Origin of the sequence: Pedobacter cryotolerans (assembly GCF_005116475.1) — a bacterium.
Classification (GTDB): domain Bacteria; phylum Bacteroidota; class Bacteroidia; order Sphingobacteriales; family Sphingobacteriaceae; genus Pedobacter; species Pedobacter cryotolerans.
The window spans coordinates 1-13,903 of the sequence record NZ_SWBO01000003.1; the positions used below are offsets into that span (position 1 = coordinate 1).

At 34.7% G+C, this 13,903-nt stretch carries 11 protein-coding genes, 4 tRNA genes and 1 pseudogene; 9 read left to right on the plus strand and 7 right to left on the minus strand.

Features of this window, described 5'->3' with window-relative positions; translation table 11 throughout:
* From FA045_RS19225 to FA045_RS05490, 5 genes and pseudogenes are all read right to left on the minus strand, one after another.
* Positions 1–143 (minus strand): annotated as a pseudogene (locus tag FA045_RS19225) (ISAon1 family transposase); the annotation flags it as partial.
* Between the two features lie 266 nt (positions 144–409).
* Positions 410–481, minus strand: a tRNA-Glu gene (locus FA045_RS05475).
* A gap of 70 nt (positions 482–551) precedes the next feature.
* Positions 552–627 (minus strand) — tRNA-Met (locus FA045_RS05480).
* 165 nt (positions 628–792) lie between these two features.
* A tRNA-Glu gene (locus tag FA045_RS05485) sits at positions 793–864 on the minus strand.
* Between the two features lie 70 nt (positions 865–934).
* Positions 935–1,010: transfer RNA gene (locus FA045_RS05490), tRNA-Met, on the minus strand.
* Between the two features lie 281 nt (positions 1,011–1,291).
* Between FA045_RS05490 and era the strand changes: the two genes are divergently transcribed.
* Together era and der are read left to right on the plus strand one after the other, a co-directional pair.
* Positions 1,292–2,182, plus strand: a complete 891-nt coding sequence (era, locus tag FA045_RS05495) for a GTPase Era (RefSeq protein ID WP_136875329.1) — start codon at positions 1,292–1,294, stop codon at positions 2,180–2,182.
* Between the two features lie 546 nt (positions 2,183–2,728).
* Positions 2,729–4,030, plus strand: a complete 1,302-nt coding sequence (der, locus tag FA045_RS05500; protein WP_136875331.1) for a ribosome biogenesis GTPase Der — start codon at positions 2,729–2,731, stop codon at positions 4,028–4,030.
* 276 nt (positions 4,031–4,306) lie between these two features.
* On the opposite strand, the gene FA045_RS05505 is transcribed toward der, so the two are convergent.
* Together FA045_RS05505 and FA045_RS05510 are read right to left on the minus strand one after the other, a co-directional pair.
* Positions 4,307–4,720: a tail fiber domain-containing protein gene (locus tag FA045_RS05505; protein ID WP_136875333.1), complete on the minus strand. Its 414-nt coding sequence runs from the start codon at positions 4,718–4,720 to the stop codon at positions 4,307–4,309.
* A 53-nt stretch (positions 4,721–4,773) separates the two neighbouring features.
* Entirely contained in the window at positions 4,774–5,103 is a 330-nt protein-coding gene (locus FA045_RS05510) for a hypothetical protein (protein ID WP_169305019.1), read from the minus strand.
* A 119-nt stretch (positions 5,104–5,222) separates the two neighbouring features.
* Here FA045_RS05510 and FA045_RS05515 point away from each other — a divergent pair, with 119 nt between their 5' ends.
* From FA045_RS05515 to FA045_RS05545, 7 genes are all read left to right on the plus strand, one after another.
* On the plus strand, positions 5,223–5,756 hold the full coding sequence (locus FA045_RS05515) for an RNA polymerase sigma factor (protein ID WP_136875337.1): 534 nt from the start codon (positions 5,223–5,225) through the stop codon (positions 5,754–5,756).
* A 105-nt stretch (positions 5,757–5,861) separates the two neighbouring features.
* Positions 5,862–6,872 (plus strand): FecR family protein, encoded by a 1,011-nt coding sequence (locus FA045_RS05520; protein ID WP_136875339.1) that lies wholly within the window; start codon positions 5,862–5,864, stop codon positions 6,870–6,872.
* Position 6,873: 1 nt separating this feature from the next.
* Positions 6,874–10,155, plus strand: a complete 3,282-nt coding sequence (locus tag FA045_RS05525) for a SusC/RagA family TonB-linked outer membrane protein (RefSeq protein WP_136875341.1) — start codon at positions 6,874–6,876, stop codon at positions 10,153–10,155.
* An 8-nt stretch (positions 10,156–10,163) separates the two neighbouring features.
* Complete coding sequence (locus FA045_RS05530; protein ID WP_136875343.1) at positions 10,164–11,597, plus strand: RagB/SusD family nutrient uptake outer membrane protein; 1,434 nt, start codon at positions 10,164–10,166, stop codon at positions 11,595–11,597.
* Between the two features lie 10 nt (positions 11,598–11,607).
* Positions 11,608–12,222 (plus strand): hypothetical protein, encoded by a 615-nt coding sequence (locus FA045_RS05535; protein WP_136875345.1) that lies wholly within the window; start codon positions 11,608–11,610, stop codon positions 12,220–12,222.
* Positions 12,223–12,227: 5 nt separating this feature from the next.
* Positions 12,228–13,358: a cytochrome-c peroxidase gene (locus FA045_RS05540; RefSeq protein WP_136875348.1), complete on the plus strand. Its 1,131-nt coding sequence runs from the start codon at positions 12,228–12,230 to the stop codon at positions 13,356–13,358.
* Between the two features lie 102 nt (positions 13,359–13,460).
* Complete coding sequence (locus FA045_RS05545) at positions 13,461–13,853, plus strand: hypothetical protein (protein WP_136875350.1); 393 nt, start codon at positions 13,461–13,463, stop codon at positions 13,851–13,853.
* Positions 13,854–13,903: the final 50 nt, after the last annotated feature.

Genomic DNA, 13,903 nt, shown 5'->3' on the forward strand with positions numbered 1-13,903 from the left:
CATTTACGGCGCTTTAGCCTCAAAAAACAGGGCTTTCCACGCAATGGAAAATCACGAACTGAAACCTCCTCAAAAAAACCTTTAGAAAGTAGCTTCTCACCAACAAATTCTTGGGGATGGATATTCTTTTCAATGAGATAAATATAAGTGGAGCCATTAACCGTTTATACTTTATCAAAATCAAAGTAGTCGCTAAGCCCTTGGGGAAGTATTAAGGAAAGTAGTGCTGAATTCAAAAGTCAAGTGTTTCAGGCAAAATTAATTAAATTTTATTCCTCCCCAACTTTTACGCTTGGTCCACTTTTACGCTTGGTCCGTTAATTCCAGAAATATGGCAAATCCTAGAATATCAAAAACCCCTCAAAACCAAAAAACCTTCAACTTTCGTTAAAGGTTTTTTAATTTTCTGTAGCCCGTAGGGGAATCGAACCCCTGTTTCCAGAATGAAAATCTGGCGTCCTCACCCCTAGACGAACGGGCCAAATCCAGTTAACAGTTTGGAGTTTTCAGCTTGCAGTTAAAAACTGGTTACTGAGAATTGTCAACTGACTTGGTAGCGGGAACCAGACTCGAACTGATGACCTTCGGGTTATGAGCCCGACGAGCTACCAACTGCTCCATCCCGCACTATATATTTTTTAAGAGTGTATTCTCTTTAGAGTTATTCAAGCCCCACGAGCGTACTCCCGAAACTTCGGGGCTCCACCCCCGCAATTAATGTGTTTTTATAAGGAACACCATCCTTTCATCAGCCACTGCTGATAAAAAAACCGCCATGGTAAGCGGTCTTCGTAGCCCGTAGGGGAATCGAACCCCTGTTTCCAGAATGAAAATCTGGCGTCCTCACCCCTAGACGAACGGGCCAAATCCAGTTAGCAGTTTGGAGTTTTCAGCTTCCAGTTAAAAACTGTTTACTGAGAACTGTCAACTGACTTGGTAGCGGGGACCAGACTCGAACTGATGACCTTCGGGTTATGAGCCCGACGAGCTACCAACTGCTCCACCCCGCACTATATATTTTTTAAGAGTTTATATCTCTTTGGGTTATTCAAGCCCCACGAGCGTACTCCCGAAACTTCGGGGCTCCACCCCGCACTATATATTTTTTAAGAGTGTATTCTCTTTGGGTTATTCAAGCCCGACGAGCGTACTCCCGAAACTTCGGGACTCCACCCCGCACTATCTACAACTCGAGACGCTAGGTTAAATGGTGTTAAGCCTTGCTCCGAATTGGAATGCAAAGATATAATTCGTTTCTTTGCAGAACAAATTTATTTCAAAAAATATTTATATGTCGCATAAAGCAGGTTTTGTAAGCATTATTGGTAAGCCAAACGTGGGTAAATCTACCTTAATGAACGCTCTAGTGGGCGAAAAACTTTCCATCATCACGCCAAAAGCGCAAACTACTCGTCACCGTATTTTAGGAATTGTGAATGAAGATGACTTCCAAATTGTTTTTTCTGACACGCCGGGCATCATAAAACCGCTTTATGGTTTGCAAGATTCGATGATGAATGCAGTAAGTGGTGCGCTAAGCGATGCAGATTTAATTTTGTTTGTAACCGACATCCACGAGAAGCACGATGAAAATGATGTATTAGAGAAAATTACCAATACCACCATCCCATTGGTAGTACTTTTAAATAAAATTGATAACGCTACACAAGAGCAGGTTGATGAAAAATTCGCCTACTGGCAAGAAAAATTAAGCCCGAAACACATTTATGCCATTTCGGCTTTACACCAATATAATTTAGAAGGCATTTTACCAATGATTTTGGAGAATTTGCCTGAGCACCCTGCTTATTACGATAAAGAAGAGTTAACTGATAGAAGTCAGCGCTTTTTTGTTTCGGAGATTATTCGTGAGAAGATTTTTACCAATTATAAAAAAGAAATCCCTTACAGTACAGAGGTTGTGGTAACTGCTTTTAAAGAAGAACAAAGTAAAGGCGGACCAATGGTGCGCATTACTTCGGAGATTATTGTAGAAAGAGATTCGCAAAAAAACATTTTAATTGGCACTGGCGGTGCCATGCTTAAAAAAGTAGGTATGGAAGCTAGAAAAGACATCGAGAAGTTTTTAGACACTAAAGTGTTTTTAGAAACTTTTGTGAAGGTAATTCCTGATTGGAGAAGTAAAAAGAATTATTTGAAGAATTTCGGGTACGATAGTTAGGTTGGTTCAATGGTTCATTTGAGGAGTAGTTCTCAAAAAAAATGGCCAATTCTCAAATCCTTGCCTCGGTTCATCGCCACCGAATGGCTCTTTCTTTTTGCTTGATCAAAAAGAAACAAAAAATCAAGGCTGCACTGAATTCGCTAAAAAGCAAATCTTCGGATTGGAAATAAAAGAACTCGCTGCGCTCAAACAGCTTTTATTTCTGTCAATCCTACAAATTGATTTTTTTAACGCTAATTCACTGAGGCCGTAGCAAGAGGCACAACCTGAATGACACAATAATTTTGGAGTTTAATTTTTATAACTAATAAACAATTATCAATTAGCCAGCGAGGAAAAACCAAGTTTAGGTTTATACTTCGGATAATAAACCTTACCTTTGCAAACTGAAATAAAAAGTCAATGGCTGTTAGTTTATAGTTGATAGTCAAATCGATAGGTGCTCGTCTGCATCAGAACCATCAACCATTGGCCATTAAAACAACAATATGTATTTGCGGTTGAATTAAATCTACAATCGTAAACCTAAAATCATAAATACAAATGAGTAACATTATCGCAATTGTCGGAAGACCAAACGTAGGCAAATCTACCCTTTTTAACCGCTTAACAGAAAGTCGCAAAGCTATTGTTGATGATTTTAGCGGTGTAACACGTGATCGCCATTATGGCAAAGCCGAGTGGACCAACCGTGAGTTTACCGTAATTGATACTGGTGGTTATGTAGCCAACTCTGAAGATGTTTTTGAAGCTGCCATCCGCGAGCAAGTGGTAATTGCAATTGAAGAAGCATCTGTATTAGTATTTATGGTTGATGTAACTACTGGCATAACCGATTTAGATGACGAAATTGCACAATTGCTTCGTAGAAGTAAAAAACCAGTATTTGTTGTTGTAAACAAAGTTGATAACCACCAATTAGAAAATGATGCTACCGTATTTTACGGCTTTGGCTTAGGTGAAATTTATACCATTTCATCAATGACGGGTTCTGGAACTGGTGAATTGTTAGATCAAGTAATTACGCATTTTGAAGATATTCCAGAAGAAGAAAATGCTTTACCAAAAATCACTATTGTTGGTAGACCAAATGTTGGTAAATCATCATTAATTAATGCTTTAATAGGTAAAGAAAGAAATATTGTTACACCAATTGCGGGTACCACTCGTGATTCTATTCATATTCACTACAATCAGTTTGGTCACGAATTTATGTTTATTGACACGGCTGGTTTACGTAAAAAAACCAAGGTTAAAGAAAACATCGAATTTTATTCGGTAATGCGTACCATTAAAGCTTTAGAAGAAGCAGATGTGGTAATGTTAATGATCGATGCCGAAGATGGTTTAGAATCGCAAGATGTAAACATTTTTCACTTGGCAGAGAAAAACAAAAAAGGAATTGTGGTTTTGGTAAACAAATGGGATTTGATTGAGAAAAACAACAAAACCATTAAAGAATTTGAAGATCAAATTCGCACCAAATTACAGCCATTTACCGATGTGCCTATTGTTTTTATCTCTGTACTAAACAAACAGCGTATTTTTAAAGCAATTGAGGTTGCCTTAGATGTGCAGAAAAACCGCAGCAAGAAAATCCCTACCTCAAAATTAAACGATGTGATGTTGCCAATTATCGAGGCTTATCCGCCACCAGCTTTAAAAGGTAAATACATTAAAATTAAATACATCACGCAGATTAACGCAACATCGCCAATGTTTGCTTTCTTCTGTAATTTACCTCAATACATTAAAGAACCGTATAAACGTTTCGTAGAAAATAAATTACGTGAACATTTCGATTTTTCGGGTGTACCAATACAGATTTATTTTAGACAGAAGTAATATTTAGGTAGAAGGCTGAGGGAGAAAAAGTATTTGTTCATTTTCATTGGTTAATTTGGCTTGAGGGAAAAAGACCAATTTTAATGACTGGATTAAAAAGGTAGAGGGTTTGATGACTCTAATGCGCTTAGCTTTAATCTTTAGTTACTGTCTCAACTATTGAAATTAATTTGTTTTTTATGCGATTGATGGATAACTAATAAATTTTATCATTCTGAGCTTGCTTGCAATCTCATTTAGAGATTCTTCGCTTCACTCAGAATGATAAAATTACATTTACTTCGCAGCCTTGCCTTTCAAAGCACTCAACTCTGCTTTTAAAGCGTCAATTTGTTGCTGTTGCTCTTTAATGCTACCAACTAACATCGGAATAAGCACTTCGTAATCAACTTTTTGTACAACTGCAGTTTTATTATTGTTTTTACCTTCGTTGTAATTTAATGATTGATTAACCACTAACTTCGGGTTTACTTGAGACAACTGGTCTACATTAAATCCGCTTTGCGAAGGTTTTAAGTTTAATTTTTGTAACCAATCTTTTTCGTAGGTAAAATTAACAGGTTCTAATTTTACAACTGTTGATAAAGCGTTTGTAATTGGTGTTACATTGGTTTGCTTAACGGTTTGGGCATTTGTTTTTGCTACAAAACCCATCATAGCGATTGCTATAACTGAAATTGTTTGTTTCATATTAAAAAGTATTAAATATTAATTTGGATTGTTCTTAACTAAATGATTTTGGACTAGGCCAAATCGGGCGGAGGAGTGCTTGGCTCTGAACCAAACGAATAAAATAGAATTGAAGATAAAGGAAGTTTCTCCGAATTAAATACAATTATATCTAAATTAAGCGAGATATGATTTTCAGCTAAAAAACTTTCCGTAAGTTCTTTGGATGTTTCATTTGTACTTTCCTGGTTATCTTCGGAAGTATCATTAATGGAAATAGAAGCCTTCGATTTTACATTGCCCAATATAGTATAAGTACCAAAACTTAAAAAAGCAATGGCGCATAAAAATATATACACAAATTTTAAAAATAAAGCACTTTTCATTGGCTCAAAATTACCCATTTAGAGCCAATTTCATGCCATAACTATGTAATAAGCAGAATTTTATCATAAAATTTAAGCTTCGGTATTTACGCGTATTTTGTTTAGTTTTTTCTATATTTATCTTTTTATTCCTACAAATGGATCCAGAAATTTGGCAAAATATTAGAAATGGCGATACTCTTGCAATGAAAACATTGTATCAGGAGTGTTATCAGGAACTTTTTGCTTTTGGATTTAAGATGGTAGCCGATAAAGACAAAATAAAAGACTGTTTACACGAAATTTTTTGTGATATCTGGCAAAAAAGAACCCAAATTGGCGAGGTTAACCACGTAAAAGCATATCTTAAAACTTGCGTTCGCAATAAATTATTAAAAGAAATAAAGTTAGATCAAAAAACCGATCAAATCAGTGATCGGGAATTTGAGCATTTAACAGAGAATTCTTACGAGCAATTGTTAATCGCTTCTGAAACTGATGCCGACTCGAAGGCGAAAATGTGGCGTGCTATAAATGAGTTAACACCGATGCAAAGAGAAATTATTAACCTAAAATTTTTCGAAGATCTGAACTATGATGCGATTGCAGTAATGTTAAAGCTTAAACCACGAACAGTTTATAACCACATGTATGCAGCAATTTGCAAACTTCGGGATGAATTGAGTGCGTAATTAAAAAAATATTTAAAATTTTTCTGGTAAAAACTAAAGTTCTTTAACTCTTAGTATTAATTGATGATGAATAAATTGTTATTTATCAGATTTTAACTGCTTACGATGAACTACAATTACTACCATTCTGAAGATTTTGCCGCTGATGAATCATTCATCGCCTATTACCATAAAACAGATGTAAAAGCAATTGCTTTTTGGACAGATTGGATTGCCCATCACCCAGAAAAGCTTGATGAAATTTATAATGCCGAGCGTATACTTGGTAAATTAAGTTTCAGGTTAGATGAAGAGGAATTACAAGACGCTTTCGCCAAATTTGATGATTTTTTGATGCAAGAAAGCACTCCAGCTATTCCTTTTCAGGAAGAAAAAAGCATAAAGCTTAAACCTCTAAAATGGGCCATTGCTGCCCTATTGTTTTTTGGAATTTCTTTAGGAGGTTATCAGTTTTATCAAACCAAATTTAATGAAATTGAATACATCACCCACCAAAATGGGAATGGCAAAATCAGTCAGTATATTTTAAGTGATGGCACCAAAATTTCGCTCAACTGTAATAGCACCATTACTTACGCCAAGTTTTTTAAAGGTAACAGTCGTGAGGTAAAATTAGATGGTGAAGCTTTTTTTGAAGTAGCAAAAGATAAAACCAAGCCATTTACAGTAATGGCTAATGGGATAAAAACTACCGTTTTGGGCACAAAATTCAATGTTGCTGCTTATCAAAATCTGAAACAAATTAGCGTGGCTTTGGTAGAAGGCAAAGTAGAAGTACAGACTGCCGAAGGAAGAGATAAACTGATTTTGAAACCTGCAGAAATGGCAACGTTTGATATAAAGTCTGGTAGTTTATCGAGATCAAATACCAATACTGAACTCCTATCTTCTTGGAAAGATGGAAACATTGTTTTTGAAGGCGCCAATTTTGAAACCATTGCCACAAAGCTTTACAACATTTACGGCATTAAGTTGATAGATGAAACCAAAAATTTAAAGTGGAATTACTCTGGAAATTTCGAAAAAACAGATTATTTAACCATTATCAAAAGCATCTGCTTTGCTAAAAAAATTAACTATAAACAAACCAAACAAACCATTATACTAACAAACTAACATGAAGAAAAACTACAAAAATTATGTTTTGCCAATTTTTGTAATTGTGATTTTATGTGGCATTTCTGTGTCGGTATTGGCACAAAATGTAAAACCACAAAGCACAATTGTAAACATCAACACAAAAGCAAAACCATTATTAACGCTGTTTAAAGACATAGAAACACAAACAGGCTACAAATTTAATTACGACAGCAACGAAATTAATGTAAATCAGCAAGTTACGTTAAGCTCAAAAAATAGTCTAAAATTAACATTAGATGCGCTATCAACGATGTTGAATTTAGATTTTGGCTTTTCAGGCTCAAATATTTCTGTTCGCAAAGCAGAAAAAAGGAATGCACCGTCTGTTAAATTAATTAGCGGATTAGTGTTGAACAAAGGTTTACCCCTACCTGGTGTAAATATTTTTAAAAAAGGAACTAAACAAGGCGCTGTTACCAATGGTGATGGGCAGTTCACATTAAGGCTTTCTGGCGAAAATTTAGAAAACACGGTATTGGAATTTATTTATATCGGTATGAAATCTAAAGAAGTAAGGCTTGGTAACCAAACTTATTTAAGTGTCGATTTGGAAGATGATGTTTTCGGAATGAACGAAGTTGTGGTAACAGGATCGTATACTAAAGAAAAAAGAAGAGAAGATGTAGTAGGTAGTATTGCCCAAATTAGTGGCGAAAAACTGCAAACCGACAGACCAATAGAAAGTTTTGATAAAATGTTGGAAGGTTTGGTTGCAGGCGTACAAGTAGAAACTACTACCGAGTTAAATACACCAGTTAGAATTAACATTCGTGGACAAGGATCATTACCAAGTTTTGGAGCAAGCAGAGGTACATCTACCCAACCTTTATTTGTAATTGATGGGATACCTGCTTACGAACAGCAAAGAGGAAATGAAGCTAGTATTTTCAATAATGAGAGTTACTTAAATCCCTTATCTAATATTAACCCAGATGATATTAAAAGTATTTCGATATTAAAAGATGCAACCGCTTCAGCTTTGTATGGTGCAAATGCTGCAAACGGAGTAGTTATTATAACTACAAAAAATGGTATTGCTGGTAAAACTAGCGTAAACTTTAGTTATGATACTGGTGTTGCATCATTTATTAATGAATATAAATGGTTAAGTGGTCCCCAATATCATAGTTTATTACGAGAAGCTTATGTAAATGATGGGCGCTCTGTAACTGAGGCTACTCAATTAGCTGGTAGCAATAGTATAAATACAGATTGGTTTGATTTAACACAAAGAAACGCTACTTATCATAATGCAGGATTAGATGTTTCTGGAGGTTCTGATAAAACCACTTTTAGGTTTTCTACAGGTTATCGGAACCAACAATCTAGCTCACTTGGTAACGATTTAGAAAAAATATACCTCCGTTTAAGTGTTGACCATCAAGTAGCAAATAAGTTTAAAGTTGGTTTCAATTTAAGCCCAACTTTTACCCAAAGCAATAACTTATCTAATTATGGCGGAATTTTGTTACCGCCAAATATTTCGCCATACAATGCTGATGGTAGCTTCGCGGATATTTTAGGTGTGCCAAATCCATTAGCTGTATTGGATCAAAATGAAAATAAAAATAAAGGATTACAATTACAAGCTACAATAAATGGTAGTTATCAAATTACTAAAGAAATTGCAATATCTACAACTATTGGCGGCAATAGCTATCAAAATAAACAAACACAATTTCAATCTGGCTTAAATGCAACTGGAAGAAATTCTAATGGTATTTTAAGAGTTTACGACCGTAATTATTTTGGTTATACTGGTTTTATCCAAGGTACTTATGATAAAGTTTTTAATGATAAGCATACTGTTAATTTTTTAATTGGTACACAGCTCGAAAATCAAGAAACAGAATTGCTTAGAGGTTTTGCAACAGGTTTTACATTTGATAGACTGAGAGTTTTAAACATGGGTGCATTTCAGTCTTCTGGATCATCCACCAATGCTAACGCAACAGTATCATACTATTCACAGCTAGGATATGATTTAGACAAAAAGTATTATGCTAATATCAATGGTCGTGTAGATAAGTCATCAATTTTTGGAGGAGATAAACAGGTAGCTTTAAACGGCTCTTTGGGTTTAGCTTGGGTAATTAGTAATGAAGAGTTCTTAAAAAACAATAAAGTGTTATCATTTTTAAAATTACGAGCTACCTATGGTTCTACAGGCAACTCACGTATTGGTAATTATGCTGCTAGAGGGTTGTATGATTTTGGTACATCATCAGGCAATGTATATAATGGGAATGTTGCTTCTTATCCAGATAATGTAGGTGCCCCGAATCCTGATTTAGGATGGGAGAAAAATTATAAATTAAACTTTGGTTTAGATTTTACTTTATTAAACAAAGTACAGTTTACCGCAGAGTATTTTAACAATATAATTGTTGATTTAATATCTTCAGTTAATGTGCCATTGGAAACAGGATACACAACCATTTCTGCTAATACTGGTAAAATGCGAAACCAAGGTTTTGAGTTGAGCATAAATAGTTCAGTAATTGAACGTAAAAATTTCTCTTGGAATACAGCTTTTAATTTGGGTACATCTAAGGGTAAATTATTATCATTTAATAATGATTATGCAGCATTATACTCTTCTGCTGATGATGCAGCAGGTTTGAGAGTAGGTAATAGCAGCACGGCAGTTTATGGTTATAGATGGGCAGGTGTTGATCAGCAAACAGGTGAGGAGAGATTTTTTGATGCTAATGGAAATGTCAAAACGGCCCAAGAAATTCAAGCTTTACCAATTAGTGCAACATCAGTTTTAGGTGATCGTTTGCCTGATTTTCAAGGTGGCTTTATCAACAACTTTAATTTATATGATTTTAATTTCTCTTTTAATATTTTATACAGTTATGGAGCAGATAAATTGATAAACTATGCCGATGAATCTGATGGTAGAAACCTTCAAAACCGTAACCAAAGCGTTAATTTAATTGATAGGTGGCAAAGACCAGGTGATATTGGAAACATACCAAGATTATTGATTAATAGAAGAATTGTAGCCAATTCCTCACGGTATTTATATGATGTTAGTTACTTTAAATTAGCAAATGTTTCTTTAGGTTACCGACTTCCAAAAGAATTATCAAGGAAACTTCATTTAGCTAGTGCATCAGTTTTTGCAAATGCCACTAATTTATTCTATGTGTATAATGATGCAGGTGTAAATGGCAGAAATGGAATAGCCGAACGCAGATTTGTTTATCCAGAAACTTCAGCTTTTACCTTTGGTGTAAAAGTTGGTTTATAAAATTAAATATGAAAAAATATTATATACTACTAGCAGTTTTCGCAATTAGTCTTTCATCGTGCGAAAAATTATTAGAAAAAGAACCTACAGATAAAATATCTCTAGAAGATCTGTTTAGAGATGTGGATGGCTCTAAAACTGCCTTAGCAGGTGCTTATAAAGCACTACTAAACGATTATCATTATGACAAAAATACAATGGTTTATCCAGATATTTTGGGCGGCAACATTAAATTCAGTAAAAATACAAATTTGCGTTTAGATGACGTATATAACGTTATACAGACTGCTCAATCATCAAGCATGAATGATACTTATGCTTATTTATTTAGCGAATTAAACAATGTTAATAATGTAATTAAATATACGCCAACAGCAGTAGGTTCGTCAACTGATAAAGCTAAAATTGTTGCCGAAGCAAAGTGTATTAGAGCTTTAATACATTTCGATTTAGTGCGTATCTTTGCCAGACCATTCAATTTTACTAACGATGGATCGCATTTAGGAATTCCACTTGTATTGCAGCCTCAACTTTTTGCAGACCCACTTCCAACCAGAGCTACTGTTGCCGAAAATTACAAAGCAATTGTAGACGATTTAACTTCTGCTCTGGCTGTGTTAGATAATACAAATGTTGGGGTACTGTTAAATGGATTCAAACAAAACTATTTTACAAGAGCTTCGGCTCAAGCTTTATTGTCCAAAGTTTATTTAAACCAAAATAAATGGGATAATGCTTTTAATCTTGCAGATGAGGTAATCAAAACAAACCAATACACCTTGTTAACTAATGCAAATTATGTTTCTAGTTGGACAGGTAGAACGCCTTCCTCAGAGTCGATTTTTGAAATAGCTGTCGATTTTGTTTCAACTGGAAACAGTTTAGGCTCATATTATGATGCAACAAATAACAGTACTTACAGAATGTTTGCAGCATCAAATGATATTTTAAATCTGTATAGCACAACAGATGTTCGTAGAAGTTCATCAATGTTTACAAGTGTTTCAATAAGTAGCTTGCCATACTTTTTTACAAAAAAGTATGCTGCCGGTAATGCACTAGCTACCCCGATTAAAGTGTTAAGATTATCAGAGCTTCATTTAATTAGAGCAGAAGCAGCTGCAGAAAAAAGTACGCCAGACCTTGTCTTGGCAAATGCAGATTTAAATCTAATTAGAAGACGCGGCGATGCAAGTGCCTCGACTTTAAATCTAACTGTTAAATCAGATTTACTGGATGCAATCTTGTTGGAGAGAAGAAAAGAATTGGCGTTTGAAGGCAACTTGTTATTCGATTTATTGAGAAAGAAAAAGGATGTGACAAGAGTAGATGCAACACCTATAATTAAAAATCTAACAACCAATGATAATCGTTTAATTATGCCTTTTCCTGAAAACACAGTAAATGCCAATCGTAATATGATTCAAAACCCAGGTTATTAAAATCAACACAATGAAAAATTTATTCGCCATACTAATTGCTTTGTTCTTATTTGCTGGTTGTAAAAAAGACGAGCCAGCTGCAAAAGCAGATTTATATCCAGACCAACCTGTTTCAACTCCATCAACAACAGCAATAGCCACATTTCATCAACCAACATCATTTTATCAAATGTTTGTTTACCGTTTTGATCCTATAGAAAATAAATGGGGAACAAGAATTGGTAGCCATTTTTCAACTATTCCCGCTTCAGACCCAACAGCAATAGGTTTTACTAACCCTTATGTAGCAGACAGTGGAGTGCCATTGTTTGATATGGTAAGGCTTTATTCAGCAGAAACTGGAACCACAAATATTAGAAATGTAAAAATAAATGCCGAGAAAGTATTACAGTTTTTCCCAGACTTTGTTGGTGCAAAAACCGGGATAGTGAAAGTGGTTGAACAAGACATCACTTTAACAAGATCAAATGCAACTACCTTTAAAATAGGCATCAGCGGTTCGGGTACTTATGATGAAAACACCAAAATAATTGATTTAACAGTTAAGTTTAACGAAACCTCAATTGGTAAAACATCGCAAACATTTAAATATAAATTTAGCCCAGTTGCCTTAACACTAAATTAACAGAAATGAAAAAAATAGTATTGATATTTTGGGCGCTGGTAATATTTGTTTTTACTACTGCTTTTTTTGAAGATAAAGTTTATACGGTTGAAGAGCTTAGGGCAATTTACAGCGGCGATGCTGCCAAATGGCCTAAGCCAGATTTAGATCAAGAAGCTAAAAAAGGATTTAAGGATATTGGATATTTGGGTCGCCCAACTTATCCAAAAGAAAATCCATTTTCGGCAGAGAAAGAAAAGTTAGGTAAAATTCTGTTCTTCGATCCAAGGTTGTCTTCTTCTAAACAAATTGCTTGTGCATCTTGTCACGACCCTGAGTTAGGTTGGGGCGATGGCAAACGCGTTGCTTACGGACATGATCGTCAAAATGGCAAACGTAACGCAATGACCATCATCAACACTGCCTTTTATGATAAATTATTTTGGGATGGAAGAGCGAATAGCTTAGAACATCAGTCTGGTTTTCCGGTGGTAGATCATGTAGAAATGAATATGGATATCACTGAAATGGTGGAAAATATCAATCAAATTGAAGGTTATAAACCGCTATTTAAATCAGCTTATGGTTCTGAAGAAATCAATTTAGATAAAATTCAAAAAGCGATTGCAACCTTTGAAAGAGGCATTGTGAGCACCAGCAGCAGATTCGATTCATTTGTTAGAGGCAATGCTAAAATGTTAAAAGACGATGAAGTTGTAGGTTTGCATTTGTTTAGAACAAAAGCGAGGTGCATTAATTGCCATAACACACCTTTGTTTAGCGATAATAAATTTCATAACGATGGGCAGGCTTTATTGGGGTCTCGTTTCGAAGATTTAGGTTTATATAATGTAACCAAAGATTTAAAAGATGTAGGTAAAATGCGTACTCCATCGCTCAGGGAGACTAATATCACTGGCCCTTGGATGCATCATGGTAATTTTCCATCCTTAAAAGATGTGGTAGAATTTTACGATTTAGGGAATCCAATTGCGCAACAAAGGTCTTTAAAAGTTGCCGATTCGTTAAAAGCACCTAAATCAGCAATGCTGAGAAAATTAAACCTTACTTTAAAGGAGCGTGAACAAGTAGAGGCATTTTTAAAATCGATAAGTACCAGCGTTAATAAAATTAATCCGCCAGTATTACCAAAATAATATTTAACATCCTCAGTTTTAAGCTGAGGATGTTCTTTTCTTAAAATCAATCTAAATTATTTGTTAATTAACCTTTTATAAATATTTAGTTTAAATTTGATTGTGAAGTCTAAAAGCGCATATCTTTTAATTGCATTTTACCTGTTGGCTACAACAGAGTTAAATCAGTTGCTTAAACTTCCAATTCTAGTTGGTCATTTTTTAGAGCATAGGGCAGAAACCGAAAAACTAACAATTTATCAATTTTTATACATTCATTATGCACAAGGTGATGTAAAATATGCCGATTATGAAGAAGACATGAAATTGCCTTTTAAAGAAAGCAGTAATTTTCTGGCTCAAACTAATTTGATTACTCCGCCCCAAATTTTTAGGGTAGCATTAAGTAAAAATTTATCAAAGGTTTTTCAAAAAAAGTTTTTTTACACCAATGATAGTTTAATCACTTCTAATTTTCTTTCTAACATTTGGCAACCGCCAAAATCTGCTTGTTAAGTTTTTAATTTACTGACAGTTCTTTCTCGAATTGTATTTATTTCATCAAT

Bases quoted from the DNA above. Each gene is read 5' to 3' on its own strand.
- era (WP_136875329.1), top strand. From the start codon at position 1,292: ATGTCGCATAAAGCAGGTTTTGTAAGCATTATTGGTAAGCCAAACGTG.
- der (WP_136875331.1), top strand. From the start codon at position 2,729: ATGAGTAACATTATCGCAATTGTCGGAAGACCAAACGTAGGCAAATCT.
- FA045_RS05505 (WP_136875333.1), bottom strand. From the start codon at position 4,720: ATGAAACAAACAATTTCAGTTATAGCAATCGCTATGATGGGTTTTGTA.
- FA045_RS05510 (WP_169305019.1), bottom strand. From the start codon at position 5,103: ATGGGTAATTTTGAGCCAATGAAAAGTGCTTTATTTTTAAAATTTGTG.
- FA045_RS05515 (WP_136875337.1), top strand. From the start codon at position 5,223: ATGGATCCAGAAATTTGGCAAAATATTAGAAATGGCGATACTCTTGCA.
- FA045_RS05520 (WP_136875339.1), top strand. From the start codon at position 5,862: ATGAACTACAATTACTACCATTCTGAAGATTTTGCCGCTGATGAATCA.
- FA045_RS05525 (WP_136875341.1), top strand. From the start codon at position 6,874: ATGAAGAAAAACTACAAAAATTATGTTTTGCCAATTTTTGTAATTGTG.
- FA045_RS05530 (WP_136875343.1), top strand. From the start codon at position 10,164: ATGAAAAAATATTATATACTACTAGCAGTTTTCGCAATTAGTCTTTCA.
- FA045_RS05535 (WP_136875345.1), top strand. From the start codon at position 11,608: ATGAAAAATTTATTCGCCATACTAATTGCTTTGTTCTTATTTGCTGGT.
- FA045_RS05540 (WP_136875348.1), top strand. From the start codon at position 12,228: ATGAAAAAAATAGTATTGATATTTTGGGCGCTGGTAATATTTGTTTTT.